This is a genomic window from Streptomyces sp. NBC_00435 (genome assembly GCF_036014235.1).
Taxonomy (GTDB): Bacteria; Actinomycetota; Actinomycetes; order Streptomycetales; family Streptomycetaceae; genus Streptomyces.
On sequence record NZ_CP107924.1, the window covers coordinates 4,799,913 to 4,825,843 of the forward strand.

Annotated in this window: 24 protein-coding genes; 17 read left to right on the forward strand and 7 right to left on the reverse strand. The window is 71.1% G+C overall.

Annotated elements, in window-relative coordinates; all coding sequences use genetic code 11:
* Positions 1 to 6: 6 nt before the first annotated feature.
* Genes OG389_RS22085 through ccsB form a run of 3 tightly spaced genes read left to right on the forward strand, consistent with a single transcriptional unit; the run spans position 7 to position 3,564 of the window.
* Positions 7 to 744, forward strand: a complete 738-nt coding sequence (locus OG389_RS22085; protein WP_328303979.1) for a cytochrome c biogenesis CcdA family protein — start codon at positions 7 to 9, stop codon at positions 742 to 744.
* A gap of 13 nt (positions 745 to 757) precedes the next feature.
* Complete coding sequence (resB, locus tag OG389_RS22090; RefSeq protein ID WP_328300197.1) at positions 758 to 2,491, forward strand: cytochrome c biogenesis protein ResB; 1,734 nt, start codon at positions 758 to 760, stop codon at positions 2,489 to 2,491.
* Positions 2,491 to 3,564, forward strand: a complete 1,074-nt coding sequence (ccsB, locus tag OG389_RS22095) for a c-type cytochrome biogenesis protein CcsB (protein WP_328303981.1) — start codon at positions 2,491 to 2,493, stop codon at positions 3,562 to 3,564. Before resB ends, ccsB begins: the two co-directional genes overlap by 1 nt.
* 64 nt (positions 3,565 to 3,628) lie before the next feature.
* Here the strand turns inward: ccsB and OG389_RS22100 are convergent, their stop codons facing one another.
* Positions 3,629 to 3,955: a PLD nuclease N-terminal domain-containing protein gene (locus OG389_RS22100; protein ID WP_328300198.1), complete on the reverse strand. Its 327-nt coding sequence runs from the start codon at positions 3,953 to 3,955 to the stop codon at positions 3,629 to 3,631.
* 117 nt (positions 3,956 to 4,072) lie between these two features.
* Here OG389_RS22100 and OG389_RS22105 point away from each other — a divergent pair, with 117 nt between their 5' ends.
* The 3 genes from OG389_RS22105 to mqnP are packed head-to-tail and all read left to right on the forward strand — an operon-like array spanning position 4,073 to position 6,917.
* Positions 4,073 to 5,530, forward strand: coding sequence for a menaquinone biosynthesis decarboxylase (locus tag OG389_RS22105; protein WP_328300199.1), 1,458 nt, complete (start codon positions 4,073 to 4,075; stop codon positions 5,528 to 5,530).
* On the forward strand, positions 5,527 to 5,997 hold the full coding sequence (locus OG389_RS22110) for a hypothetical protein (RefSeq protein ID WP_328300200.1): 471 nt from the start codon (positions 5,527 to 5,529) through the stop codon (positions 5,995 to 5,997). The genes OG389_RS22105 and OG389_RS22110 overlap by 4 nt, the downstream gene beginning before the upstream one ends.
* Positions 5,994 to 6,917, forward strand: a complete 924-nt coding sequence (mqnP, locus tag OG389_RS22115; RefSeq protein ID WP_328300201.1) for a menaquinone biosynthesis prenyltransferase MqnP — start codon at positions 5,994 to 5,996, stop codon at positions 6,915 to 6,917. Before OG389_RS22110 ends, mqnP begins: the two co-directional genes overlap by 4 nt.
* A gap of 61 nt (positions 6,918 to 6,978) precedes the next feature.
* Here mqnP and OG389_RS22120 read toward each other — a convergent pair whose 3' ends face one another.
* Entirely contained in the window at positions 6,979 to 7,572 is a 594-nt protein-coding gene (locus OG389_RS22120; RefSeq protein WP_328300202.1) for a rhomboid family intramembrane serine protease, read from the reverse strand.
* A 94-nt stretch (positions 7,573 to 7,666) separates the two neighbouring features.
* Here OG389_RS22120 and OG389_RS22125 point away from each other — a divergent pair, with 94 nt between their 5' ends.
* On the forward strand, positions 7,667 to 8,371 hold the full coding sequence (locus OG389_RS22125) for a UbiX family flavin prenyltransferase (RefSeq protein WP_328300203.1): 705 nt from the start codon (positions 7,667 to 7,669) through the stop codon (positions 8,369 to 8,371).
* Here the strand turns inward: OG389_RS22125 and OG389_RS22130 are convergent.
* Positions 8,368 to 8,502, reverse strand: coding sequence for a hypothetical protein (locus OG389_RS22130; RefSeq protein ID WP_275431884.1), 135 nt, complete (start codon positions 8,500 to 8,502; stop codon positions 8,368 to 8,370). The two genes, OG389_RS22125 and OG389_RS22130, sit on opposite strands and share 4 nt — an antisense overlap.
* Positions 8,503 to 8,632: 130 nt before the next feature.
* Between OG389_RS22130 and OG389_RS22135 the strand changes: the two genes are divergently transcribed.
* The 4 genes from OG389_RS22135 to OG389_RS22150 all read left to right on the forward strand — a co-directional run bounded on the left by OG389_RS22135 (position 8,633) and on the right by OG389_RS22150 (position 12,577).
* Entirely contained in the window at positions 8,633 to 9,088 is a 456-nt protein-coding gene (locus OG389_RS22135; RefSeq protein ID WP_328300204.1) for an Lrp/AsnC family transcriptional regulator, read from the forward strand.
* Between the two features lie 59 nt (positions 9,089 to 9,147).
* Entirely contained in the window at positions 9,148 to 10,311 is a 1,164-nt protein-coding gene (gene mqnE / locus OG389_RS22140; protein WP_328300205.1) for an aminofutalosine synthase MqnE, read from the forward strand.
* Between the two features lie 207 nt (positions 10,312 to 10,518).
* Positions 10,519 to 10,827 carry a DUF4229 domain-containing protein gene (locus OG389_RS22145; protein WP_328300206.1) on the forward strand — a complete coding sequence of 103 codons (309 nt, stop codon included), beginning with the start codon at positions 10,519 to 10,521 and terminating at the stop codon, positions 10,825 to 10,827.
* Between the two features lie 373 nt (positions 10,828 to 11,200).
* Positions 11,201 to 12,577 carry a dicarboxylate/amino acid:cation symporter gene (locus OG389_RS22150; protein ID WP_443059320.1) on the forward strand — a complete coding sequence of 459 codons (1,377 nt, stop codon included), beginning with the start codon at positions 11,201 to 11,203 and terminating at the stop codon, positions 12,575 to 12,577.
* 404 nt (positions 12,578 to 12,981) lie between these two features.
* Here the strand turns inward: OG389_RS22150 and OG389_RS22155 are convergent, their stop codons facing one another.
* Together OG389_RS22155 and OG389_RS22160 are read right to left on the reverse strand one after the other, a co-directional pair.
* Positions 12,982 to 13,173, reverse strand: coding sequence for a DUF397 domain-containing protein (locus OG389_RS22155; RefSeq protein ID WP_328300208.1), 192 nt, complete (start codon positions 13,171 to 13,173; stop codon positions 12,982 to 12,984).
* Positions 13,170 to 14,027, reverse strand: a complete 858-nt coding sequence (locus OG389_RS22160; RefSeq protein WP_328300209.1) for a helix-turn-helix domain-containing protein — start codon at positions 14,025 to 14,027, stop codon at positions 13,170 to 13,172. Before OG389_RS22160 ends, OG389_RS22155 begins: the two co-directional genes overlap by 4 nt.
* Positions 14,028 to 14,185: 158 nt before the next feature.
* Between OG389_RS22160 and OG389_RS22165 the strand changes: the two genes are divergently transcribed.
* The 5 genes from OG389_RS22165 (at position 14,186) to OG389_RS22185 (ending at position 20,373) form a co-directional block, all read left to right on the forward strand.
* A complete protein-coding gene (locus OG389_RS22165; RefSeq protein WP_328303983.1) occupies positions 14,186 to 14,599 on the forward strand; it encodes an ATP-binding protein in 414 nt (137 codons plus the stop codon).
* 342 nt (positions 14,600 to 14,941) lie between these two features.
* Positions 14,942 to 15,808 (forward strand): helix-turn-helix domain-containing protein, encoded by an 867-nt coding sequence (locus OG389_RS22170; RefSeq protein ID WP_328300210.1) that lies wholly within the window; start codon positions 14,942 to 14,944, stop codon positions 15,806 to 15,808.
* A gap of 134 nt (positions 15,809 to 15,942) precedes the next feature.
* Entirely contained in the window at positions 15,943 to 17,808 is a 1,866-nt protein-coding gene (locus OG389_RS22175) for an AMP-dependent synthetase/ligase (RefSeq protein WP_328303985.1), read from the forward strand.
* A gap of 569 nt (positions 17,809 to 18,377) precedes the next feature.
* Entirely contained in the window at positions 18,378 to 19,760 is a 1,383-nt protein-coding gene (locus OG389_RS22180; protein ID WP_328300211.1) for an alpha/beta hydrolase, read from the forward strand.
* Positions 19,761 to 19,800: 40 nt separating this feature from the next.
* The gene (locus tag OG389_RS22185; RefSeq protein ID WP_328300212.1) at positions 19,801 to 20,373 is read left to right on the forward strand and encodes a hypothetical protein; all 573 of its coding nucleotides are present in this window, start codon (positions 19,801 to 19,803) and stop codon (positions 20,371 to 20,373) included.
* Between the two features lie 46 nt (positions 20,374 to 20,419).
* Here OG389_RS22185 and OG389_RS22190 read toward each other — a convergent pair whose 3' ends face one another.
* The gene (locus OG389_RS22190; RefSeq protein WP_328300213.1) at positions 20,420 to 21,604 is read right to left on the reverse strand and encodes a lipase family protein; all 1,185 of its coding nucleotides are present in this window, start codon (positions 21,602 to 21,604) and stop codon (positions 20,420 to 20,422) included.
* A gap of 170 nt (positions 21,605 to 21,774) precedes the next feature.
* On the reverse strand, positions 21,775 to 22,791 hold the full coding sequence (locus OG389_RS22195) for an AraC family transcriptional regulator (protein WP_328300214.1): 1,017 nt from the start codon (positions 22,789 to 22,791) through the stop codon (positions 21,775 to 21,777).
* 119 nt (positions 22,792 to 22,910) lie between these two features.
* On the opposite strand from OG389_RS22195, the gene OG389_RS22200 reads away from it, so the two are divergent.
* On the forward strand, positions 22,911 to 24,734 hold the full coding sequence (locus OG389_RS22200; protein WP_328300215.1) for an AMP-dependent synthetase/ligase: 1,824 nt from the start codon (positions 22,911 to 22,913) through the stop codon (positions 24,732 to 24,734).
* Positions 24,735 to 25,931: the final 1,197 nt, after the last annotated feature.

A 25,931-nucleotide genomic window follows, 5' to 3' on the forward strand; every position in this document is an offset into this window, starting at 1 on the left:
ACCGGCATGAACACGACCGTCTTCAACGGCGCGCTGCTGCTGGCCCTGCCGATCTCGCTGCTCGCGGGGCTGATCTCCTTCTTCTCGCCCTGCGTGCTGCCGCTGGTCCCCGGATACCTCTCCTACGTGACCGGCGTCGGCGGAGCCGACCTCGCCGAGGCCCGGCGCGGCCGGATGCTCGCCGGCGCGAGCCTGTTCGTCCTCGGCTTCACCGCCGTGTTCACCTCGACCGGTGCGCTGTTCGGCTTCTTCGGGCGGACCCTCGCGTCCAACAAGGACGTCATCTCGCAGGTGCTCGGCGGGCTGGTGATCCTGCTCGGCCTGTTCTTCATGGGTGCGATCCCCGGTCTGACGATGCGCGAGTTCCGCTTCCACAAGAAGCCGGCGGTCGGTCTGGTCGGCGCGCCCGTCCTCGGAGTGCTCTTCGGCCTCGGCTGGACCCCGTGCATGGGCCCGACCCTGGCCGCCGTCGGCACCCTCTCCATGGAGCAGGCGACCGCCGCCCGCGGCGCGCTGCTGACCGTCGTGTTCTGCCTGGGGCTCGGGCTGCCCTTCATCGCCACCGCGCTCGCGTTCCGCAAGGCGCTCGGCGCGTTCGGCTGGGTGAAGAAGCACTACGCCTGGGTGATGCGCATCGGCGGAGGCATGCTGATCCTGACCGGTCTGCTGCTCGTCACAGGAATGTGGAGCAGCATCGTCAGCGACATGCAGAGCTGGACCAACGGCTTCACGGTGGGGATCTGAGGACTACACGGACATGAGTACGACCGACAAGGCGTCCACCGAGGCGCCGCACGACTCCCCGGATTCCGTTTCCGCCGACGCGACGGCCGAGGCGGCCGCCGGCGCCCAGTTGTCCACCGCTCCCCTGGAGGAGGCTCCCGGCGGCCCCGTGGGCATCGGCGTGCTCGGCTGGGCCCGCTGGTTCTGGCGGCAGCTCACCTCCATGCGGGTGGCGCTGATCCTGCTCTTCATGCTCTCCCTGGCGTCGATCCCGGGTTCGCTGATCCCGCAGAACCAGGTCGATCTGATGAAGGTCGCCGCCTGGAAGAAGGACCACGCCTCCTGGGTGACCGTCGCGGAGAAACTCCAGCTCTTCGACGTCTACAGCTCGGTGTGGTTCTCCGCGATCTACCTGCTGCTGTTCATCTCGCTGATCGGCTGCATCCTGCCGCGCTCCTGGCAGTTCGTCGGCCAGCTCACGGGCCGCCCGCCGGCCGCCCCCAGGCGGCTCGACCGCATGCCCGCGTACACGACGTGGCGTACGGACAAGTCCCCGGACGAGGTGCTCTCGTACGCGAGCGGCCTGCTCGGCCGCCGCCGGTTCCGTACCGAGGCGGGCGAGGGGTCGGTCTCCGCCGAGAAGGGCTATCTGCGCGAGGCGGGGAACCTGGCGTTCCACGTCGCGCTGATCGTGATGCTGATCGCCTTCGCCTGGGGGCAGTACTTCAAGTCCGAGGGCGGCAAGCTCGTCCTGCGCGGCAAGGGCTTCTCGAACACGCTCACCCAGTACGACGACTTCAAGTCGGGCAGCCTCTTCGACCCCGACGACCTGCCGCCGTTCTCCTTCACCCTGGACAAGTTCGACGCCACGTACGAGCGCAGCGGCCCGCAGAAGGGCACCCCGCGCGACTTCAAGGCGTACGTCACCTTCAGCGACGGCGCGCACGGCAAGCCGCAGAAGCGCGAGATCCAGGTCAACAAACCGCTGGAGGTGGACGGGTCCAAGGTCTACCTGCTCGGCCACGGCTACGCGCCGGTCATCTCGGTGACCGACTCCAACGGCAAGGTGGTCTACAAGGACGCCGTGCCGATGCTGCCGCAGGACGCCAACCTCACCTCCACCGGCGCGGTGAAGGTCACCGACGGGTACAAGGACAAGGACGGGAAGGCGACGCAGCTCGGCTTCGCCGCGATGTTCGTGCCGACCTTCGCGGGCGCCGGCCAGGGCACGATGTTCTCGCAGTTCCCGGAGCTGGACTTCCCGGCGCTCGCGCTGAACGCGTGGCACGGCAGCCTGGGCGTGGACTCGGGGCTGCCGCAGAACGTGTACCAGCTGGACACCTCCAAGATGGAGTCGTTCAAGGGCGACGACGGCAAGCCGCTCTCGAAGCGGATGCTGCCCGGCGAGAGCATGGAACTGCCCGGAGGGCAGGGCACCGTGAAGTTCGAGGGCATCGAGCGCTGGGCGACCTTCTCGATCACCCACCAGCCGGGCAGCGCGATGGCCCTCACGGGCGCCGTCGCGGCCATCCTGGGTCTCGCGGGCTCCCTGTTCATCCAGCGCCGCCGGATCTGGGTCCGGGCGGCCGCGGGCAAGGACGGCGTGACCGTCGTCGAGATGGCGGGTCTCGGCCGCAGCGAGTCCGCCAAGCTGCCCGAGGAGCTTTCGGGCCTGGCCGGCGCGCTCCACCAGCAGGCGCCCACGGCGGCGCCGGCCCCCATCCCACCTGTCGAAGAAGCCGAAGAAGTCGAAGGGGAGCGCGCGTGATGCAGCTCGCGGCCGCAACCAACGAGAGCCTGGCTCACCTCAGCAACAACCTGATCTACGCGTCGATGGCGGTCTACACGCTCGCCTTCCTCGCCCACATCGCCGAGTGGATCTTCGGTAGCCGCAGCAAGGTGGCCCGTACGGCCGCCGCGCTCACCGCCCCCGTGGCCGACGCCCCCGCCGTTCAGGTGCGGGGCAAGGGGGGTACGGCGGTCCTCGACAAGCCCAAGGTCGTCACGCGCAGCGCCGCCGGCGCCCGTGACGTCCCGGACGGCCCCGGCGCGGCCGGCGGCACCGTCAAGGGCGACCTGTACGGGCGGATCGCGGTCTCGCTGACCACCCTCGGCTTCCTCCTCGCGGCGGGTGGTGTCGTCGCCCGCGCGATGTCGGTGGAGCGGGCCCCCTGGGGCAACATGTACGAGTTCTCGATCACCTTCGCCACGGTGGCCGTCGGCGCGTACCTGGGGCTCCTCGCGCTGAAGAAGAACGTCCGCTGGCTCGGCCTGTTCCTGGTCACCACGGTCCTGCTGGACCTGGGCATCGCCACCACGGTGCTCTACACCGACAGCGACCAGCTGGTCCCGGCCCTGCACTCGTACTGGCTGTGGATCCACGTCTCCACCGCGATCTTCTGCGGCGCGGTCTTCTACATCGGTGCGGCCGGCGCGGTCATGTACCTCTTCCGCGACTCCTACGAGGCCAAGCTGGCGGACGGCGGCACGCCGGGCCGCTTCGCCACCTCGGTGATGGAGCGGTTCCCGTCGGCGGCCTCGCTCGACAAGTTCTCGTACCGCATCAACGCGGCCGTCTTCCCGCTCTGGACCTTCACGATCATCGCGGGCGCGATCTGGGCCGGCGACGCGTGGGGCCGCTACTGGGGCTGGGACCCCAAGGAGGTCTGGTCCTTCGTGACCTGGGTCGCCTACGCCTGCTACCTGCACGCCCGCGCCACCGCCGGCTGGAAGGGCCGCAAGGCCGCCTACCTCGCGCTCTTCGCGTTCGCCTGCTGGATCTGGAACTACTACGGCGTGAACATCCTGCTGAGCGGCAAGCACTCGTACGCGGGAGTCTGACCCGGGTCGTGGTACGACGCAGGGGCTCCCGTCACCACGTGCCGGCCCGGGCACCCCGCGCGAATCAGTCCTTGTCGGTGTCCTTGGCGTCCCGCTCCTCGCCCTTGGCGTCCCGCTCCTCGCGCAGGGACTTCAGGAACTCCGGATTGTCGTCGGGCGCCACCCACTGGGTCCGGCGCGCCCGGCCACCGCCGGCGCCTCCGACGCCGGCCACCCGCTTCTTGCCGGCGAACAGCCACACCACCGGACCGACGATCGAGAAGAGCAGGATGATCAGGACCCAGACGACCTTGGGGAGGTGCTTGACCTCTTCCTCGGGCGTGTTCAGGCAGTCGATGAAGGCGTAGATGGTCAGCGCGATGATCAGCAGGAACGGCAGATAGCGCAGCACGGTGTGGGACCGACCCCCAGAAGAACGGTGCGGACCGGACGGGTCCGCGGCGGACTCCTCCAGGGTAGAGGGCCCGCCGCGGTTCGGGCTCGGAGTGGGGATGCCACAATTGCCCGCATGGCTTACGACGATCTCCGCTCGCTGCTCCGGGCCCTGGAGCGGGAGGGCGACCTCAAGCGCATCAAGGCCGAAGTGGACCCGTACCTAGAGGTCGGGGAGATCGTCGACAGAGTGAACAAGGCGGGCGGACCCGCGCTGCTCTTCGAGAACGTCAAGGGTTCGGCGATGCCGCTGGCCATGAACGTCTTCGGGACCGACCGGCGACTGCTGAAGGCCCTCGGGCTGAAGTCGTACGCGGAGATCAGCGAGAAGATCGGCGGCCTGCTGAAGCCGGAGCTGCCCCAGGGCTTCATCGGCGTCCGCGAGGCCTTCGGTAAGCTCGGCTCGATGGTGCACGTGCCGCCGAAGAAGGTGAAGGGCGACTCCGCGCCCGTCCAGGAAGTCGTCCTCACCGGCGACGACGTGGACCTGGACCAGCTGCCGGCCCTCTTCACCTGGCCCAAGGACGGCGGATCCTTCTTCAACCTGGGACTCACGCACACGAAGCACCCGGAGACGGGCGTGCGCAACCTCGGCCTGTACCGCCTCCAGCGCCACGACAAGCGCACCATCGGCATGCACTGGCAGATCCACAAGGACAGCCGCAACCACTACGCGGTCGCCGCCGCCCGCGGGGAGCGGCTGCCGGTCGCGATCGCCTTCGGGTGCCCGCCGGCCGTGACGTACGCGTCGACCGCGCCGCTGCCGGGCGACATCGACGAGTACCTCTTCGCCGGGTTCGTGGCGGGCAAGCGGATCGAGATGGTGGACTGCAAGACGGTCCCGCTCCAGGTCCCGGCCAACGCCGAGGTCGTCATCGAGGGCTGGCTGGAGCCCGGGGAGACGCTCCCCGAAGGCCCCTTCGGCGACCACACCGGCTTCTACACCCCGCAGGAGCCGTTCCCCGCGCTGAAGATCGACTGCGTGACGATGCGCAAGCGTCCGCTGATCCAGTCGATCGTCGTCGGCCGGCCGCCGACGGAGGACGGCCCGCTGGGGCGTGCGACGGAACGCTTCTTCCTTCCCCTCCTCAAGATCATCGTCCCGGACATCGTGGACTACCACCTCCCCGAGTCGGGCGGCTTCCACAACTGCGCGATCGTCTCGATCGACAAGAAGTACCCGAAGCACGCGCAGAAGGTCATGCACGCCATCTGGGGCGCGCACATGATGTCGCTGACGAAGCTGATCATCGTGGTGGACAAGGACTGCGACGTCCACGACCTCCACGAGGTCTCGTGGCGAGCCCTGGGCAATACGGACTACTCCCGCGACCTCACCGTCGTGGAGGGCCCGGTGGACCACCTCGACCACGCCTCGTACCAGCAGTTCTGGGGCGGCAAGGCGGGCATCGACGCCACGAAGAAGCTGCCGACGGAGGGTTACACCCGGGACGGCGGCTGGCCCGACATGGTCGAGTCCGACCCCGCGACCGCCGCCCTGGTGGACCGGCGCTGGAAGGAGTACGGCCTGTGAGCCCGATCGTCGTGGAGGGCCCGGAGCTCTTCATCGGTACCGACACCGTCTACGTGGCCCTGGTGCGCCCGCGGATCGACCCGGCGGACCCGGGCGTCCGCGCGGCCGCCGAGGAGGCGGGCGTCTCCCCGGAGGAGTTCGCGGGTCCCGGGAACGTCTGGGCGCTGATGCTGGACCAGGAGGACGGGGACGGCGACGGATTCGAACTCCCCGGCGCGCGGGACACCGAGGCCGACGACTTCGCGGAGCAGCTTGAGCGCGCCCTGGGCGCCGCCGAGCCGTTCACCGCGGAGGCCGGCAACTTCCTGCGCCTGGAGGCCCGCCCGTCCGGCGACGCCTGGCTGCTGACCGCGCATGTCACCCCGCCGGAGGGCCACGAGACCGGCCCCCAGACCCTGGAGCTCGGCGCGCTCCCCACGGCCGGGCTACTGGCCGACCTCGAAGACTTCCGGAGAACCCTCGTATGACATCCGCAGCCGAAGGGGTCCTCGGACCCGGCCCCGCACCGGAGGCCACCGGCAAGGTGAAGGCGTTCCTGAGGCTCGTGATGATCGAGCACTCGGTCTTCGCGCTGCCCTTCGCCTACATCGCCGCGCTCACCGCCATGTTCACGCTCGACGGGCGGATGCACTGGCGCGAGCTGCTGCTCGTCACCGTCTGCATGGTGGGCCTGCGGACCTTCGCGATGGCCGCGAACCGGATCATCGACCGGGAGATCGACTCGCGCAATCCGCGTACCGCCGGGCGGGAGCTGGTCACCGGGGCGGTGTCCGTGCGGTCCGCCTGGACCGGGGCGGGGATCGCGCTGGTCGTCTTCCTCGGTGCCGCGGCGCTGCTGAACCCGCTGTGCCTGATGCTGGCGCCGATCGCCGTCGTGCCGATGGTGGTGTACCCGTACGGGAAGCGGTTCACGAACTTCCCGCACGCCATCCTCGGCCTCGCCCAGGCAATGGGCCCGATCGGGGCCTGGCTCGCGGTCACCGGTGAGTGGTCCTGGGACGCGGTCGTCCTCGGCCTCGCGGTGGGCGTGTGGATCGGCGGGTTCGACCTGATCTTCGGCTGCCAGGACGTGGCCGCCGACCGCGCCGAAGGCGTCAAGTCCGTCCCGGCCCGCTTCGGCATCCCGGCCGCCCTGTGGGGCGCCCGCGGCGCGCACGTCGTGACCACGGCCCTGCTGGCCTGGTACGCCGTCGCGACGGACGCCGGCCCGCTGTTCTGGTTCGGCCTGCTGATTGTCGTCGGCGCGTTCCTCTACGAGCACACCATCGTCAAGCCGCACGACCTGTCCCGCCTGAACCGGGCCTTCTTCACGGTGAACGGGTTCATCGGCATGGCGCTCTTCGTGTGCGCCCTGCTGGACCTGGTGGTGCGCGGGCTGTCGCTGTAACTCGATCGGAGTGGGGATTCATCAGTGATGTCGCAGTCCCCTTCGATCCCGGCACCGCCTCCTAGACCGCCGCCGCCTCCGGTCGCGGCCGGGCCAGCACGGCCACCGCCGCGCCGGCCAGGAGGCCGAAGAGGTGGGCCTGCCAGCTGACCACGGAGTCCGTCGGGAGGGCTCCGGCCAGGAAGGTCGTGCCCCAGACGGCGGCCATGACGACGGCGACCGCGACGCCGAGCGGGCTGCGTTCCACGAAGCCGCGTATCAGCAGGTACCCGAAGAGGCCGAAGATCAGGCCCGAGGCGCCGGCCGTGATGCTGTGGGCCGGGGAGATCAGCCAGACGGCGAACCCGTCGGCGACGACGATGGCCGCGCAGACGGTCAGGAAGCGGCGGATCCCGCTCAGTGCGGTGACGAATCCGAGGACCAGCAGTGGGACGCTGTTGGACGCCACGTGGTCGAAGCCGAAGTGCAGGAACGGCGCCAGGGGGATCCCGCCGAGGCCGTCGGCCTCCCGGGCGGTGATCCCGTAGGCGTCGAGCGCGTGGCCCGTGGCGTAGTCGACGGCCTCGATCACCCAGAGCAGGGCGACCCAGCCGAGCATCAGCTGCGCGGACTGTTTGACCCGGCCGGTCCGGCTCCAGACGCTGATCCCGCTCATGACGACCCCGCCCCCTGCGCTTACGTGTCCACCCCTTGAACGTGCGGCCACCTTAGCCAGTGCCCATCAGCGGTGGCCGGATAGTCTCGGAGGTATGACTGAGGGCAAGCGCACCCCGTGGGTGGTCGGGGTTTCCGGGGCGTCCGGGACGCCGTACGCGGCCGCGGTGATCCGCGGGCTGCTGGCGGCGGGCGAGAGCGTGGACCTGGTGGTGAGCAGGGCGTCCCGGCTGACCCTGCTGGACGAGACCGGGATCGCCTTCCGCGACGCGCACTGGCGGGACGACCTGGGGGAGTGGCTGGAGCACGGGGCCGACGGCAAGCCCGCGACTTTCGCGCGGCCGGAACTGGACGGGGTCCGGTACTGGGGCGCCGGAGACCTGGCGGCCGGACCGAGCAGCGGCTCGTACCCCGTCAAGGGAATGCTGATCGTGCCCGCGTCCACGGCCTGCGTGGCCGGTGTGGCGCTCGGGCTGTCGAAGGACCTGCTCCAGCGGGTCGCGAGCGTGACGCTCAAGGAGCGGCGCCGGCTGGTGGTGGCGGTACGGGAGACCCCGTTGAGCGGGCAGACGCTGAAGCATCTGGTGACGCTGGACGAGGCGGGCGCAGTGGTGCTGCCCGCCTCTCCGGCGTTCTACGCGGGCGCGACGCACATCCAGGACCTGGTGGACTTCGTCGCGGGGCGGGTGCTCGACGCGGCAAGCGTGCCGCACGGGCTGTACCGCCGGTGGGAAGGGGAGCTGGGAGGCTCCCGGCCCCCCGTTCCCGGGAGGGCCCAGGGGGCGAGCGGTGGCGCTTAGCGCTTCTTGGCACGCCCCGGCTTGCGGGTCTTGTCGACGCGGTGTGCGGCGGCGGGCTGGTCGGTGCGGGATCGGTTGGCCAGCTCCTGGAGCTGTCGCATGTGCGCGTAGGCCATCTCGATCGTGTACACGGTGAACCACTCCTGAAGATCGTCAGATCGCCTTTGATCTGTTGAAAGATTCACAGGGTGTCGACCCTGTGTGCCTTTGATTCTATACGTAAACTCGAGGGAACGCCGAATAATGGAAGGCTCCAGGTATATGGACGCGGTGGATAGGCAGCTCATCCAGGCACTTCGTGAGAACGGACGTGCCTCGTACGCGGAGCTGGGCCGGCTCGTGGGCCTCTCCGGCCCCAGCGTCACCGACCGGATCAACCGGCTGGAGACGGCCGGAGTCATCACCGGCTACCGCGCGACCGTCGACGCGGCCTCGCTCGGTCTCGGCGTCACGGCGCTGATCGGCATCTCCCTCTCCGACGCCGCGGACCACGAGGACGTGGCCCGCCGGCTGCGCGACCTCTCGGAGATCGAGGACTGCTGGTTCATCGCCGGTGACGACTCCTTCATGCTGAAGGTGCGCGCCAACGACGTGGACGGGCTGGAGAAGATCATCCGAAAGCTCTCCGGCACCAAGGGCGTCTCGCGGACCCGCACCACGATCGTGCTCTCCACCAAGTGGGAGAACCGGGTCGGGGGACTGCCCGAGGAGGCCTGAGAGTACGGTTGGGGCGGTCGCGGGCAGTGACGAGGACTGAGGACAGAGGAGAGGGCGGCATGGACGCTGGGCTCAAGCGTGAGCTGGAGGAGAAGGTTCGTTCCGGCGAGCGGCTGACCCGGGAGGACGGCATCGCCCTCTACGAGTCGGACGACCTGGCCTGGCTCGGCGGCCTCGCCCACGAGGTGCGTACGCGCAAGAACGGCGACGTCGTCCACTTCAACGTCAACCGGCACCTCAACATGACGAACGTGTGCACCGCTTCGTGCGCCTACTGCTCGTTCCAGCGCAAGCCGGGCGAGAAGGACGCGTACACGATGCGCATCGAGGAAGCCGTTCGCCTGGCCAAGACCATGGAGAACGAGAACCTCACCGAGCTGCACATCGTCAACGGACTGCACCCCAGCCTCCCGTGGCGGTACTACCCGCGCTCGCTCTCCGCGCTGAAGGAGGCGCTGCCGAACGTCTCGCTGAAGGCGTTCACGGCGACCGAGATCCACCACTTCGAGACGATCTCCGGCATGTCGGCCTCCGACATCCTGGACGAGCTGATCGAGGCCGGTCTGGAGTCCCTCACCGGCGGCGGCGCGGAGATCTTCGACTGGGAGGTCCGCCAGCACATCGTCGACCACCGCACCCACTGGGAGGACTGGTCGCGCATCCACCGCCTCGCGCACGCGAAGGGCCTCAAGACCCCGAGCACGATGCTCTACGGGCACATCGAGGAGCCGCGCCACCGCGTGGACCACGTGCTGCGGCTGCGCGAACTGCAGGACGAGACCGGCGGCTTCCAGGTCTTCATCCCGCTGCGCTACCAGCACGACTTCGTGGACATGAAGGACGGCAAGGTACGCAACAAGCTCCAGGCACGTACGACGATGGCGACGGGCGCGGAGGCGCTGAAGACCTTCGCGGTCTCCCGGCTCCTCTTCGACAACGTGCCGCACGTCAAGGTCTTCTGGGTGATGCACGGCGTGCAGACCGCCCAGCTGGCGCTGCAGCACGGCGCGGACGACATGGACGGCTCGGTCGTCGAGTACAAGATCACGCATGACGCGGACAACTACGGCACCCCGAACAAGCTGGGCCGCGAGGACCTGCTGGAGCTGATCCGCGAGGCGGGCTTCCGGCCGGTCGAGCGCAACACGCGCTACGAGATCATCCGCGAGTACCCCGGCCCGGACGCGGGACTGCGCGAGACGCCGCAGGCGATGCGGCTCTGACGTCGGCCGACGAGGCCCCGGTTCCCTCTCAGGGGATCCGGGGCTTTTTTGTGCGCCGGGCCCGTCGGCCGCGACGCGGCGGGCCGGGGCCGGTGCGGGCGCGACCCCGGCGGGCCGGGGCCGGGTCCCGGCGTGCTTCACTGGACGGGCACGAGCCGGCGTACAGGACGTACAGGCGGCGAAGACGAAGAGAGAGCAGGGGTCACCGTGTCCCTCAAGCCGAGCGCGACGATCCGCTACACCGCGATGCGTCTGGGGATCTTCGTCGGGTGCCTCGTCCTGGTCGCGGGCCTGGTCCGGCTGGGCTGGGTGCCCGGAAGCCTGGGCGACGCCAACTTCGTCTGGATCGTGCTGCTCGCCCTCGTGATCTCCGCACCGCTCTCCTTCGTCCTGCTGCGCAAGCAGCGCGACGAGATGTCCGTGGCCATCTCCGGACGCGTCGCGGGTGCGAAGGGGAAGCTCGCCGCGAACCGCAGCCAGGAGGACGTGGCGGACGACGCCTCGCACGCCAGTTAGGTTCATCACACACCGAAATGCCTCGGCGCCGGGCCCGCTGCCCGCCGTGCCGGGGCTTTCGGTGTTCTCGGGGTCCGCAGCCGGGAAGATCTCAAAGGGACCCTTTTAGATTCCCAAAGAAGAAGTGTTAGCGTGTTCAACATGTTGACGACAGCCACGCACCGGGTCACCCGGATGACCACGAGCGTTCCGCTCATGGCGCGCCTGCACGTCGACCTCTGCCGCCGCGTGTCCGCGGCCTGTTGCTGTTGTCGCTGAGTCCCGCGACCAGCCCCGGCACAGCAGCGGTCCCGCCCGCCCGGCTCTTCGTCATTCCGGGTGCTGCCGCACCGCACCACCACCCCACCGCAGAAACCGCAGATTCACCCGGAGAGTGTCCGTGTCCGCGTCACCGCAGACCCCTGCCGCCCAGGCCCCGGCCGAAGCGCCCGCCAAGAAGTCCTCGTTCAAGTTCCCCTTCTGGGCCCAGATAGTCACCGGCCTCGTGCTCGGTGTCCTGCTCGGCTGGGTCTCCCGCAGCCAGGAGATCAGCTGGCTCGGCACCACGCTGGAGCAGATAGGCGACATCTTCGTCCAGCTGCTGAAGCTGGCCGTCGCCCCGCTCGTCTTCTTCGCCATCCTGGTGTCCATCACCAACCTGCGGAAGGTGAACAACGCCGCGCGGCTCGCCTCGCGCACGCTGCTCTGGTTCATGATCACGTCGCTGATCGCGGTGGCCATCGGCCTCGGCATCGGCCTGCTCACCAACCCGGGCTCCGGCACCGGCCTCACCCCGCAGGACGGCAAGCTGCCGAAGCGCCACGGGTCCTGGCTGGACTTCCTGACCGGCATCGTGCCGAAGGACATCATCACGCCGTTCACCGAGCTGAACGTCCTGCAGATCGTCTTCCTCGCCGCCGTCGCCGGTATCGCCGCCCTCCAGCTCGGCAGCAAGGCGCAGCCCGTGCTGAACCTCGCCGAGTCCGTGCTGGAGCTGCTCCAGAAGGCCCTGTGGTGGGTCATCCGCCTCGCCCCGCTCGGCACCGTCGGCCTCATCGGCACCGCGATCGCCACGTACGGCTGGGACCTCCTCGGCAAGTACGCGACCTTCACGGCCGACGTGTACGTCGGCTCCGCGCTCGTGATGTTCGGCGTCTACCCGCTGCTGCTCTGGACCGTCGCCAAGGTCAACCCGCTCCAGTTCTTCAAGGGCGCCTGGCCGGCCATCCAGCTGGCCTTCGTCTCCCGCTCCTCGGTCGGCACCATGCCGGTCACCCAGAAGGTCACCGAGCGCCTCGGCGTCCCGAAGGAGTACGCCTCCTTCGCCGTCCCGTTCGGTGCGACGACCAAGATGGACGGCTGCGCCGCGATCTACCCCGCGCTCGCCGCGATCTTCATCGCGCAGATCTTCGACGTGCAGCTCGGCATCACCGACTACCTGCTCATCGCCTTCGTCTCCGTCGTCGGCTCGGCCGCCACGGCCGGCCTGACGGGCGCCACGGTCATGCTGACCCTGACCCTGTCCACGCTGGGCCTGCCGCTGGAGGGCGTCGGCCTGCTGATGGCGATCGACCCGATCCTGGACATGATGCGCACCGCCACCAACGTGGCCGGCCAGGCGCTGGTCCCGGTCATCGTCGCGGCCCGCGAGGGAATCCTGGACAAGGTCGCCTACGCGACCGCCTCCTCCTCCCTGCTGGACGAGCCGGCCCAGGCTCCGGCCGAGGCGGCCCCCGAGGCCGCCGCCGAGAAGGTCCTCGTCACGGCCTGACCCCCGGCCACCCGCGCCCCGCAGCCCCCGCCCCCGTCCGGGCTGCGGCATGCCCGCCGGTGTGCACCGATCCGCACCCCCACGGCCGCGGCCGGCGCCCCGCGGACATCCACCGGGAGCGGGAGCTCCTGACCGCCGCGTGGGCCCGGAACCCGGACCCCGGCCCCACGGAGGAGCAGGTGGTCACGTACCCCTTCGCCGGGCTGCTGCCCGAAGCGCTGTGCACCCGGATCGGGGCCAGGGAAGACGCCCTCGAAGAGGAGGCCGAGGAAGGGTGGCGAACAGTTCGAGGTGCCCGCAGCGGGGGCAGCGGGCGGCCTCGACGCGGTAGCGCTTCTTGCCCTTGACCATGTTCATGCGCGGAGTCCAGGAACGAAGCCGCGGAAGGTCCCCCTTCGGTTCGCTCAGCCGGTGGCGGCGTGCGCGATGAATCCGGCCCAGGCGCGGGGCGCGAAGGCGAGGTGGGGCTGGTGGAGGTCTTTGGAGTCGCGGACGTGGACCGTGGCGGGGGTCGTGGCCACCTCGACGCAGGAGTCGCCTTCGCTGCCGCTGCTGTAGCTGCTCTTGAACCAGTCGAGCTCGGGATTGTCGATCATGTCTCTCCCAGCAGTTCCTTGATGAAGTCCCGCGACTCCCGTGGCGTGAGAGCCTCAGCCCGGATGATGCCATAGCGCAGCTCAAGGACTCGGAGCTGCTTCGGGTCGGATACGGGGCGCCCGTTGAACGCTCCTTCGGAGCGCCCCACGGCGGTGCCGTCCCCGAACTTCAGGATCTCGATGCCGCCGTCCATGCCGGCGTGCGCCTCTCGGCCAGTCGGCATGACCTGGAGTGTCACATGGCGCAACTGGCCTACCTCCAAGAGGTGTTGGAGCTGATGGCGCCACACCATTGTGCCTCCGATGGGGCGGCACAGTGCCGACGCCTCGTGGACGAAGCTGATCGAGGGGGAAGGCGTCCGGCTGAAGACGGACTGGCGGGCCACGCGTGCGGCGGTGTACCTCTCCACCTCGTCCTGCGCGTAGGAGGGCTGCCGCATCTCGAAGAGCGCCCGAGCGTGGTCCGGAGTCTGGAGCAGCCCGTGGACGGTGTGCGTGCTGTAGACGCCGATCTCCACCGCCCGACCCTCCAGCTTCGCCAGGTCCCGGACCTTCTTCGGGTAGCGGACCTGCTCCATGTCCTCCTTCATCGCGGCGATCTTCCCGCCCGCCCGCAGCGCCTCGTCCGCCCTGTCCAGGTACTCCGGGCGCGGGATGCGTTTGCCCGCTTCGACCTTGCGGACGAGGTCCTCGCCGTAGCCGATCTCCGTGCCGAGGTCCGTGGCGCGGATGCCCGCCTCCTCGCGCCAGGCCTTGAGCTGGCGGCCCAGCGCGGCCAGGACGGCCACGCCCTGTTCGTCCTCGGGATCGACGTCCCAGCCGGCGTCTTCCGTACCGTCACTGTCCACGCTCATGCGTGCCCACCTCCGACGCACCGAAATTCCTCAACGCTCTGTACCCGAGGCCTGGTCAGGACAGCCGGGACAGCGCCGGACAACCACCGGACAAAGGCCGGACGCAAGGGGGTTGCCGCTTCTCACGGTACGCACGGACGGCCACGCTGAGTGACGTGATGACTCAACTCGTCGACTTCCACGTCCAACTGTCCGCCACCCCGCGCGGCGCCCGGCTCGGTCGCATGCTCGCCGTCGAACAACTCCGTTCCTGGGGGCTCCCTTTGGAGGGCCCCGCGCAGATCGTCGCCGAGCTCGGTGCGAATGCCGTGACGCACGGGCGGGTCGCGGGGCGGGACTTCCGGCTGGCTCTCACCGTCACCCCCGGCAGGCTGCTCATCGAGGTGGCGGACGCGCGCGGTGACCGGATCCCGGAGATCTGCGACGCGGGGCGCGGGCTCGTGGTGGTCGAGGCGCTCGCGGAGCGTTGGGGGGTGAGGGAGGGGCCGGTTCCGCTGAAGGTGGTGTGGGCGGAGGTCCGCCTCGACACCCGGGTCGCGGGTCTCCGCGATCCGGTGGCGCCGGACGCGTAAAGACCCAAAGAACCGGGGGAAAAAACCAACCGACCCAACCCAACCGACCCGCGTCCGGCCCGCTCGCGGGCCTCGTCGCTCGGTCGGGTGAACTATTCCAACTCGGCTGGATTTCACACTGGTTGGCGGGCATATGCTCGCCCCGACAACAACACCAGACATGAGACGGCCCCCGGCGGGACTGCAATCCCGGTCGAGGGCCTGACCAAAGTAGGAAGTTGCACCTTCCCCATGGCTCTTGAGCAGCCTAGCGCGCCCTTGCACGCATCGTCCCGAGTTCGGCCCGGGACCCCCCGATCCGGTGTCATCCACGTCAACACGTGGCACACGAGTCACTACACGGTGATCGGCAACCACCTCCTCCAGCACCGCGAGCTGTCGGCGACGGCGATCGGGGTCGCGGCGCACATCCAGTCGCTGCCCGACGGTGCGCCCGTCGGCGTGAAGGCGCTCGCCGAGCGGTTCCCGGAAGGGGAGATCCGGCTCGGGTCAGCCCTGCGGGAGCTGGAACGGCACGGCTACCTGGAACGGCGCCGCGAGCGGCTGGGGGACGGGCGCGTGGTGACGCGGACGTACTCGTACAACAAGCCCGGGGCGGCCCTGGGCGGGCCGCCTCCGTCCCGGCCGTCCCCGCCTCCGCCGCCTGGCGGGGAGCCCGTAGCGGATCCCGTGCGGGATGCCATGGGGGATGTCATGGGGGATGTCATGGGGGAGCGGGAGCCCGAGCCGGTCGTGGCGCCCTCGCCCGAGCTGGAGGCGGTCGTGGAACCCGCCCCCGGGCCGGAGTCGGCCCCAGTCCCCGTCGCCGCAGCAGGGCCGGAGGCCCCCGCGCCGGAGGCTGCCGCGCTGCTGGCCGGGTTGCGGCGCCACGACCCCCGGCTGCTGCTGTCCGAGCGGGACGTCGCGCGGCTCGCGCCCGGTGTGTCGGCCTGGTTGGCGCGGGGGGTGGAACCCGAGTTCATCGTGCGGGCGCTGTCCGCCGCCCTGCCTGAGCCCCTGCGCAACGCGGCCTCCGTGCTCGCGTACAGACTCGCGGCCCTGCTCCCGCCGCCCCTGCCCCCGGTTCGGGTCGCGGCCGCCGGGCCGGTGGGGCGGCGCCCGAACCCGCTCCAGAACTGCGACGGCTGCGACCGGGCCTTCCGCGCCCCGGCCCCCGGCCGCTGCCGTACCTGCCCGCCTCCGTCGGCCGGGGAGCGGGTCGTCGCCTGAGTTCCGGGGAGGCCGCGTGGAGCATCCGTGAAGAGGCGCTCCCGGGGGTGGCCAGAATCGGTTACTCATAAGTAGATTACCGGCGGTAACTCCCGTTCGACCGAGGAGCGTACCCCGTGGCAGCCGAATCGAGCCTGGTCAGAGTCATCAAGCCCGCCGATCCCGGCGAACCCGTCAAGACCGTGATCGACGGACGGGTCCGTGAAGTGTGGGTGCCCGCGCTGGTCCCGGTCCAGGTGAGCGGCTCCCTCGGGGACATCCCCTTCGACAATGCCCGGGAGGCCCCGGGCGAGGCCGTACTCGCCCGCAAGGAGCGGGACGGGAGCTGGCGGGACGTCACGGCGGCCGAGTTCGCCGCCGAGGTGCTCGCCGTCGCCAAGGGGCTGATCGCCGAGGGGCTGCGGCCGGGCGACCGCATGGCCATCATGGCGCGGACCACGTACGAGTGGACGCTGCTGGACTTCGCGGGCTGGGCGGCCGGGCTGGTCACCGTACCGATCTACCCGACCTCCTCCGCGATCCAGGCACGCTGGATCATCCAGGACTCCGGGGCCGTCGCCTGCGCGGTGGAGGACACCGCGCAGGCGCGGATCATCAGTACGGAGCGGGCCAACCTGCCCTGGCTGCGCCACCTCTGGGAGTTCGACACGGGAGCCGTGGCGCGGCTGGTCAAGGCGGGCGAGCAGGTGCCCGACGAGGTCGTGCGCGACCGGCGGGCGGGGTGCGCGCCGGAGTCGGTGGCGACGCTGATCTACACCTCCGGGACGACCGGCCGGCCCAAGGGGTGCGTGCTGACGCACGCCAACTTCTTCGCCGAGGTGGACAATTCGGTGGAGCTGCTGCACCCGGTCTTCAAATCGGTCAGCAAGGATCCCGCCTCCACGCTGCTCTTCCTTCCCCTTTCCCACGTCTTCGGGCGGATGGTGGCCGTCGGGTGCATGCGGGCCCGGGTGAAGGTCGGGCACGCGCCGAGCATCCGCGGCGAGGACCTCCTCGCGGACCTGGCAGGCTTTCGGCCGACGTTCCTGCTGGCGATCCCGTACGTCCTGGAGAAGGTCTACAACACCGCGCGGGCCACCGCCGAGAGGATGGGCCGCGCCTCCTCCTTCGACCGGGCCGCCCGCATCGCGCGCGGCCTCGGCGAACTGGCCGAGGGCAAACGGCCCGGACTCGGCCTGCGCCTCGGGCGGGCCGTGTACGACCCGCTCGTCTACCGCCGGATCCGGGCGGCGCTGGGCGGGCGCGTCCGGTACGTCCTGAGCGGCGGCTCACCCCTCGGGCGCCGCCTCGCCGCCTTCTACACGGGCGCGGGCATCGAGGTCTTCGAGGGCTACGGGCTCACCGAGACGACCGCGGCCTCCACCATCACCCCGCCGCTGCGGCCCCGGCTGGGGACCGTGGGCTGGCCGCTGCCCGGGACGGCGGTACGGATCGCGGACGACGGGGAGGTCCTGCTGTGCGGGCCGCACGTGTTCGCGGGGTACTGGAACGGCCCGCCGGTGGGCACGGCCGGGCAGTGGCTGGCCACGGGGGACATCGGCGAACTGGACGAGGACGGCTACCTCACCATCACCGGCCGCAAGAAGGACATGATCATCACCAGCGGCGGCAAGAACGTGGCCCCCGCCCCGCTGGAGGACTGGCTACGGGCCCACCCGCTGGTCGGCCAGTGCATGGTGGTCGGCGACAACCGGCCCTACGTCACCGCGCTGATCACCCTGGAGCCGGAGGGGCTGCAGCACTGGCGGCAGATGCACAAGAAGACCGGGATGCCGATCGGGGACCTGGTCCGCGACGAGGAACTCCTGGCGGACATCCAGCGCGCGGTGGACGACGCGAACCGCCTGGTGTCCCGAGCGGAATCGATCCGCCGCTTCGCGGTCCTGCGGTCCGACTTCACGGAGGAGCGCGGCCACTTGACCCCGTCCCTGAAACTGAGACGCGCCACCGTGGCCCGGGACCACGGGCGCGAGATCGAGGGCCTGTACCGACAGGCATGACGGCTGCGGCCCGCCGCCCCGGGGGTATCCGGGGAGGCGGGCCGTCATCCATTGGGCATTGCCCGTGGGGTTCGACCAGCCGGTGATTCCCAGGGAAGTGGCCAGGCCGGTGGTGGTCCAGCTGGCGCCGGCCCCGTGCCGGAGGCTGTCGGTCTTCCGGCGTGGGCCCACTGCGCTCCCCCTCCCAGGCGGTGCGGCGAGGGCCGAACGGGTGAGGGTTCGTGGGCAGGGTGGGTGGGGGCGGTTTAGGGTGGGCTGACCGGATTTGGGGGGTCTCTGAGGAGGGTGCAGTGCACCGTTCCCGCCCGTCTCCGTCCCCATATCCGTCTCCGTCTCCGTCCCCATGCCCGGCCCGTGTTCGAGGGCGCGGGCGCGGGCGGCGTGCCCGGGCTCGGATAGCCGGCGGGCTCGTGGGGGTCGTGCTCGGGGCCGGGGTGCTGGCCGCCGCGGCGGGGTCCGGGCCCGGCACCCGAACCGGCGTCCCCGCCCCCGGCGGCGGGCCCCGGATGCGGTGGGGGGAGTGTGCCGAGAAGCCGGTGCCCGCCGGGATGCAGTGCGGGAGTCTTGGTGTGCCGCTCGACTACGCCAGAGGGGGGATGGGCGGCGGGACCGTCCGGCTCGCCCTCGCCAGGCTTCCCGCCACCGGGCCCGGACGGCGGCTCGGGTCGCTGGTGCTGAACTTCGGGGGGCCCGGGGCGGCCGGGATACCCACTCTTGCCGCCGACCCCAAGGCCTTCGCGGAGCTGAACAAGCGGTACGACCTCGTCACCTTCGATCCCCGGGGGGTCGGGCACAGCGATCCCATCAGCTGCGGCGGGGACTCGCAGCAGGCGGAGGAGGCGGCCACGGGCACATCCGGCGCCGCCGACGGGCCCGCCGCCGAGCTCGCCGCCCTCCGGGCCGTCGCCAAGCGCTGCGCGCGCGACTCCGGGCCCGTGCTCCCGTACGTCGGCACCGTCAGCGTGGCCCGGGACCTGGACCTGGTGCGGCAGGCCCTCGGGGAGGAGAAGCTCGACTACCTCGGCTTCTCCTACGGGACCCGCCTCGGCGTGGTCCACGCGGCGCTGTTCCCGCGCAGCACCGGCCGGATGGCCCTCGACGGGGTCGACACCCTCTCCGAGCCGCTCACCGAGCAGGCCCTTGTCTCGGCGGCCGGACAGCAGCGGGCGCTGGACAACTTCCTGGTCTGGTGCTCCCGCCAGCAGGGGTGCGTCTACGGAACGAACACCCGTACGGCCAAGGACAAGGTGCGGGCCCTCGTCGCGCGGCTCGACGCCGAGCCGCTGCACGGCGAGGGCGGTCTGCGCTTCACCGGACAGGACGTGGCCGAGGCCATCGGGGTCGCCCTGTACTCGAAGGAGGCGTGGCCCCGTCTCGCGGACGCGCTGGCCCTCGTCGAGCACGGGAACCCGGTGGGGCTGATGCAGCTCGGCGGGCCGACCGAGCCGCCCCCGCCGGAGGCGGAGGGCGGCACCCCCGTGCCCGCCGACAACGCCTCGGCCGCCCTCGTCGCCGTGAACTGCGCCGACGACCCGGACCGCGGCGACGACAAGGCATCCCCGGCCGCCGTCGCGCGGGAGATGGAGGCGCTCCAGCCGATCTTCCTCGCCGCCTCGCCCGTCTTCGGGCCGCGCCAGCTGATGACGGTGCTGTCCTGCTACGGGCGACCCGCCGGCACGGATTTCATCCGGAAGATCGACCACCCGGCCGGGATCCCGCGCATCCTGCTCGTCGGAACGCGCGGGGACCCGGCCACCCCGTACGAATGGACGGAGGAGACGGCCGAGCGGCTCGGGAACGCCGTGGTCCTGGACTACAAGGGCGACGGGCACACCGGGTACACGTCCTCGCCCTGCGTGCAGGAGTACGTGAACCAGTTCCTGATCGACGGCCGGCTGCCCGCCGGGACCCGGTCCTGCCCCGCCGGGGAGGCGCGACCGGCGCGGGGTTAGGGTGGCGCGCCCGAAGTTCGCTGGTGGGGGAGAAGAACGCGTGAACCGGAAACAGCTGTGGTTGATGACCTGCGGTGTCACGGCAATGGCCGCACTGCTCTCGGCCTGCGGCGGCGGTGACGGCCCCGACGGCGGTGACGGTGGTGGTGGCGGCGCCGTGGTGGGGGACGCTGCTCCCTCGGCGGGTGCGTCCGCGGACCCGTCCCCGTTCGCGGACCCGGTGTCCGAGAAGGCGGCCACGGCCGAGAAGGTCAAGTCCGCCGTGGAGGCACGGCTCTCCGTGCACGAAGCCCGGTTCGGCTCCGGTGGCACATCGCCGTGCTCGACGGGCTCGGCCAAGATGTTCACGCAGGACTGCGACGCCGCGGTGCGGACGACGAACGACGACGCGGCGTTCGCCCTGACCCAGATCGGCGGCCACGAAGGGTTCGCCACGCTGAGTGCGGCGGCGCAGAAGATCCAGCAGGCCGCCGCCAGGTATCAGGAGCTGGGCTGCGCGAAGAACCCGGCGGACGCCGCCGATCGGCAGGCGTGCCTGGCACCGGCATCCGTCCTCGCCCAGGGCTTCCCGGACCTCCGCAGCGGCGCCAACCTCGGTCTGGCCGGCAAGTAGCAGCCGACGCAGCAGCCGGCGGTCCGACCGAGGTTGGCGCGAGGGATCAGCAGTTGGGGTGGATGGAGCGGTCCGCGAAGCGGTCCGCGAGCCAGTTCCCGGCCTCCAGGGAGTGGGTGATCACGCCGCTGACGTGCTCGCCGACCCAGACGGTGTCGAACTCGACGTTCGCGCCCCGCGCGCACCAGTCGGAGCGCAGCCGGCGCCCCACGGCGTACGGGATGAGCTCGTCGCCGAGCGCGTGGTACTGGTACACGGGCGCGGCCGGCGCGGTGCCCCCGAGCCTGCTCTGGTTCAGCCGGGCCTGCCAGTCCGGCTGCGCGAGCGGGTTGCGGGTGGTCAGGTCGGAGATCCGCTTGAAGGAGCCGGCGATGGAGTCGATGGCGACGCAGTTCTCCTTCATGCCGGCCACCAGGGCCTTGCCCGCCGGGTTGAGGTAGGAGGCGAGGTCGAGTTCCGGGAAGGCCGCGTCCTGGCCGGCGGCGGCCATGAAGATGAGGCCGGAGCCGTAGGAGCCGTCGTTGAAGTCGGCCACCTTCATCAGGTCGGCCGGGACACCGCCCGTCGCCGTGCCCTTGACCTTCAGCTCCGGTGCGTACGAGCCCTGCAGCTCGGCCGCCCAGCTGCTGGCCTGGCCGCCCTGGGAGTAGCCCATGATGCCGACCGGGGTGCTGGCGGACAGCCCGGTCCCGGGCAGGCGGGTCGCGGCGCGGGCGGCGTCGAGTACCGCGTGGCCGGCGGAGGGGCCGACGGTGTACGTGTGGACCCCCGGGGTGCCGAGGCCCTCGTAGTCGGTGACCACGACGGCCCAGCCGCGCAGGGTGAGCTGCTGGATGAGGTTGGCCTCCAGGGCGGTGCCGTAAGGGAGGTTGTTGCTCGGTGCGCAGGAGTCGCCCATGCCGATGGTGCCGACGGCGTAGGTGACGAGGGGGCGCGGGCCGGTGCGGCCGTCCTGCGGGACGATGACGGTGCCCGAGACGACGTTCGGGGCGCCCTCGGCGGTCGTCGAGTTGTAGTGGATCTTCCAGGCCCTGGTGTTGGTGGGCTGGAGGGGCAGCGGATGGAACGCGGACGGCTCGCTGCTGACGATGTCGCCGGGGCGGGGGGCCCGGCCGGCCTCCTCGGCCGCGTGGGCGGCGGTGGCGGGTGCGACGGCCGACAGTGCCAGGGCGGCCACGGCGGCGAGGGCTGACGCTCGGGCTGACTTCAGGGCTGAGCTTCGGATGCGCATGGGGCGGCTCTCCCAATGGGTCCGGTGGGGGTAGGTGAGGAGACCGTAGTGACCGACCGGTAGGAAGGTCGCTGACCGCGCAGCTCAGCTTTGCTGACCCGGGACCTCATTCACCCGGTTGCCGGATCGGTGCGGCGCCGCCGCCGGCCCCTCGACGGCAGGCCCCGGCCCTAACCCCCCGACGCGATGCGGTACGCCCCCGGCGTCGTACCCGTCCAGCGGCGGAAGGCCCGGTGGAAGGCCGTGTCCTCCGAGAAACCGAGCCGGGCCGCCAGCTCCGCGATCGGTTCGCGGCTCTCCGCCAGCCCCGCGATCGCCGCGTCCCGCCGCACGTGGTCCTTCAGCTGCTGGAAGGACGTGCCCTCCTGCTGCAACCGCCGCCGCAGCGTCGCGGGCGACACGGCGAGCCGCCCCGCCACCTCCCCGAGCTCGGGCAGCCGCGGCGAGCTCCGCAGCGCCTGCGTCAGGCTCCGGCGGACCTGCTCCGCGACCGTGGTCCCGTACGCCGGACGGGACAGCAGGTCGAAGGGGGCCCGGCGGAGCATCGCGTCGAGCGCGGCCTCGTCGCGCACCAGCGGCGCGGTCAGCCAGTGCGCGTCGAAGGCGACGGCCGTGCCCGTGCGGGCCTCCCCGAAGCGGACCGGGCAGCCGAAGATGATCTCGTACTCCTCCTCGTGCGGCGGCGCCGGATACGCGAAGGAGGCGTACGCGAGCGGGATCCGCCGCCCGATCAGCCAGCTGCTCAGCCGGTGCCAGATGGCGAGCACGCACTCGGTGAGGAAGCGTTCCTCGTCCCGCGCGAAGTCGTTGCGCACGGTGAACCTCGCCTGCCCGCCCTCGACTTCGAGCGCCAGGTCCGGCCCGCCGGGGAACAGCCCGTAGAAGGTGGCGGACCGGTCCACCGCCGCGCCGAGGTCCCGGCAGCCCAGAGCGGCGTAGCACATCATCGCGAAGGTCCCGGGGCGGCTGGGGGCGGTGGACAGGCCGAGGAACTCGTCCTGCGTGACCCGGTACAGCGCCCGGAACAGCCGCGCGAACTGCGCGGGCGTGACCCGCGCCCGGTCGTCGCCCAGCAGCAGCGGCGGAATCTGCGCCTCCTGGAGCAGCGGCACGATGTCGACACCCCTGCCGCGCGCCCCCGCGAGCACGGCACGCACGTGGTGCACGGTGACCGTCCGCCTCCCCATGGATCTGACGGTAGCCGCAATGAGCGCTGGGGTCAGCGGGGGTGACGCTTCCGGTCATGCCGCGGAAGCCTCCCCGGTGCCTAGCGTCTTCGGTACGACCCGAGGGGGAGGCGAGCCCGATGACCGACGCGACCAGTGGTGCGGCGAGCGACGTGACGGACGGAGCCGAGCGGCGACCGCGCACGCTGGCGGTCTTCACGGAGTGGACGGGCGAGCGGTACGCGGCCGAGACCGCGCTCCGGCACAAGGCGCCGCCGGTGCCGCCGGCGGCACCGGGCACCCCCGCGGCCCCCGGCAGCTGGTCCACCGTCTCCGTCTCCTACGGGGAACTGCGCGCCCGCGCAAGGGAGTCCGGGCGCGCCCTGCTCGGGCTGGGGGTCGCCGCCGGAGAGCGGGTCGCGGTGCTCGCGGAGACCCGCCCGGAGTGGACGTACACCCACTTCGGGGTCCTGGCGGCGGGCGCCGTCCTCGTGCCGGTGTACCCGACGGCGGGGGAGGAGGAGCTGGCCTGGGTGCTGTCGGACTCCGCGGCGGTGGTGGCCGTCTGCGACGACGCGGCGCAGGCCGCCCGGGTGGAGGCGCTGCGGGGCAGGGGGGACCTGCCGGCGCTGCGCGCGGTGGTGGTGATGGACGAGCTGCGGTCCCTTCCCGGGGCCGCTGCGGAGGCCGAACTCCTGGCCCGGGCAGCCGCCGTGGAGCCCGCCTCCGACGCCTCCATCGTCTACACCTCGGGAACCACCGGCCTCCCCAAGGGCTGCCGCCTCACGCACGGCAACCTGGGGGCGATCCAGGACGCGACGCTCCCGCTGATCAAGGGCGGCCCGGGCGACTCCACGTACCTCTACCTGCCCCTCGCCCACCTCCTGGCCCAGCTGATCCAGTTCACCACCCTCCTGGAGGGCGGGGAGCTCCGCTACTTCGGCGGCCGGATCGAGGACGTCATCGGCGAGCTGGCCGAGGCCCGGCCCACGCACCTGCCCTCCGTACCGCGCCTGTTCGAGAAGCTGCACTCCGTGGTCCTCTCCCTCGCGGAGTCCCAGGAGGGCGGCGCCGCCCGCTTCGGCGAGGCGGTCCGCCTGGGCCTGCTGGCCGCGGAGGGCCGTCTGCCGGAGGAGTCCCGCGAGGCGTACGAGGCGGCGGAGAAGTCCCTGTACTCCCTGGTCAGAGGCGCCTTCGGAGGGCGCCTGAAGTGGGCGCTGACGGGCGGGGCACCGATCGCCCCGGCGACGCTCGACTTCCTACGGGCCTGCGGGATCGCGGTGTTCGAGGGCTACGGGATGACCGAGTCGGGCGGGGTCATCAGCCTGAACCACCCGGACGGGGTCCGGTACGGCTCGGTGGGCCGGCCGATCGCGGGGTGCGAGGTCCGCATCGCGCGGGACGGCGAGGTCCTGGCCCGGGGCCCGATGGTCTTCCCGGGGTACCACGGCAACGACACCGCGACGGCGGAGGCCCTGGACGCCGGAGGCTGGCTGCACACGGGCGACCTGGGCGAGCTCGACGCCGACGGCTACCTCTCCATCACGGGCCGTAAGAAGGAGCTGATCATCACCTCGGCGGGCAAGAACATCACCCCCACCGAGCTGGAGTTCGCCGTCCAGCGCTCCCGCTGGGTCTCCCGCGCGGTCATGATCGGCGACCGCCGCCCCCACCCGGTGGCCCTGATCACCCTGGACGCGGAGGAGATCACGGCCTGGGCGGCGCGCGAGTCGATCGACCTCGACCCCGCACACCCCGGCGACCACCCGGCGGTACGGGCCCTCGTGGAGGAGGCGGTCTCGGCAGCCAACGCCACGGTCTCCCGCCCGGCCCGCGTCCGCGCCTTCCGCATCCTGGCCGAGGAGTTCACGGTCGAAGCGGGCACCCTCACCCCGACCCTGAAACTCCGGCGGCGGGCGGTGGCGGAGCGGTACGCGGAGGAGATCGAGGGGCTTTACGGGTAGGTGGGGGGTGTGGGGTGGGGTGGGGGTGTTGACGGTCGGTCGGGGGTGGGCGGGATCGGGGGTGGTGCGGGAGCTGCGGGTTGGTCGGGGGCGTTGAGGGGGCCGGGGGCGTCCCGGCAGTCGAGCGTCCTTCCGTGGTGGGCCGGTCCGTCAAGGGCGCTCCCTGCGGTCGCGTCGCTGCGCGATGGCCTTCGGCCACCCTTGACGGACCGGCCCACCACGGAAAAACACAAGACTTCCGGGATCCCCCCGGGGGATGGCCTGGAGGGACGGATGGGGAGGAGCGGGCACGTCAGAGACGTACGCGCCCTCTCGGGCCGGTCATCCGGACCCGTCACCCATCGGCACCGCCCAGCCGGACGGAATAGACGCCCGGGACGATCAGAGCATCCAGGAGCGGGCGGTCGGCCACCCTTCCCGCACCTTCGCACGGCCAGCATGAGCGTAAGGACGATGACAGGCCCCACGCGGTTGGTGGGCGCGTCAGATCGCTACACACTCTCGCTCGGCTTAGCGGCCATCGGCCGTCTGTGGTTGGGCATAAGCCGCCCACCCACCACACCCATCCCTCTCGGCTTAGCGACCATCGGCCGTCTGTGGTTGGGCATAAGCCGCCCACCCACCACACCCATCCCACTCGGCTCAGCGACCATCGGCCGTCTGTGATTGGGCGCAAGCCGCCCACCCACCACACCCATCCCACTCGGCTTAGCGACTGACGACCGTCTGTGGCTGGATCTGGATATAGGCCCGCCCATGGGCCGGCAGTGGTCTGAGGCCGTCCGGCGACGATCCGCAGACCCCCCAAGACCCCCAAGACCCTCAGGACCACCACGGACCCTCAGACCGCTAGGACCGTCACGGGCCCTCAGGTCCGCTAGGACCACTACAGACTCTCAGGGCCCTGAGGACCTGAGAGTCTGTGTTGGTCCTAGTGGTCCTAGCGGACCTGATCTTTCGTCTTTAGCATCCGAGATGTGATCGTTTCGATTGCTCGGCCACGGACGGTCGGTTGCCGCTAAGCCGAGTGGGAGTGTGTAGCGATCTGATGCGCCCACCGACCGCCCGGGGGTGGTGGTCGTCCTTACGCTCATGCTGGCGGCGCGAAGTCTCGGCAAGGGTGTCCGACCGCCCGGTCCTGGGTGCTCCGAGCTCCCCGGGTGTCTGTTCCGTCCGGCTGGGTGGTGCTGATGGGTG

Coding starts and splice junctions, on each gene's coding strand:
- OG389_RS22085 (WP_328303979.1), top strand. CDS start 7: ATGAACACGACCGTCTTCAACGGCGCGCTGCTGCTGGCCCTGCCGATC.
- resB (WP_328300197.1), top strand. CDS start 758: ATGAGTACGACCGACAAGGCGTCCACCGAGGCGCCGCACGACTCCCCG.
- ccsB (WP_328303981.1), top strand. CDS start 2,491: ATGCAGCTCGCGGCCGCAACCAACGAGAGCCTGGCTCACCTCAGCAAC.
- OG389_RS22105 (WP_328300199.1), top strand. CDS start 4,073: ATGGCTTACGACGATCTCCGCTCGCTGCTCCGGGCCCTGGAGCGGGAG.
- mqnP (WP_328300201.1), top strand. CDS start 5,994: ATGACATCCGCAGCCGAAGGGGTCCTCGGACCCGGCCCCGCACCGGAG.
- OG389_RS22120 (WP_328300202.1), bottom strand. CDS start 7,572: ATGAGCGGGATCAGCGTCTGGAGCCGGACCGGCCGGGTCAAACAGTCC.
- OG389_RS22125 (WP_328300203.1), top strand. CDS start 7,667: ATGACTGAGGGCAAGCGCACCCCGTGGGTGGTCGGGGTTTCCGGGGCG.
- OG389_RS22135 (WP_328300204.1), top strand. CDS start 8,633: ATGGACGCGGTGGATAGGCAGCTCATCCAGGCACTTCGTGAGAACGGA.
- mqnE (WP_328300205.1), top strand. CDS start 9,148: ATGGACGCTGGGCTCAAGCGTGAGCTGGAGGAGAAGGTTCGTTCCGGC.
- OG389_RS22155 (WP_328300208.1), bottom strand. CDS start 13,173: ATGATCGACAATCCCGAGCTCGACTGGTTCAAGAGCAGCTACAGCAGC.
- OG389_RS22160 (WP_328300209.1), bottom strand. CDS start 14,027: ATGAGCGTGGACAGTGACGGTACGGAAGACGCCGGCTGGGACGTCGAT.
- OG389_RS22165 (WP_328303983.1), top strand. CDS start 14,186: ATGACTCAACTCGTCGACTTCCACGTCCAACTGTCCGCCACCCCGCGC.
- OG389_RS22190 (WP_328300213.1), bottom strand. CDS start 21,604: ATGCGCATCCGAAGCTCAGCCCTGAAGTCAGCCCGAGCGTCAGCCCTC.
- OG389_RS22195 (WP_328300214.1), bottom strand. CDS start 22,791: ATGGGGAGGCGGACGGTCACCGTGCACCACGTGCGTGCCGTGCTCGCG.
- OG389_RS22200 (WP_328300215.1), top strand. CDS start 22,911: ATGACCGACGCGACCAGTGGTGCGGCGAGCGACGTGACGGACGGAGCC.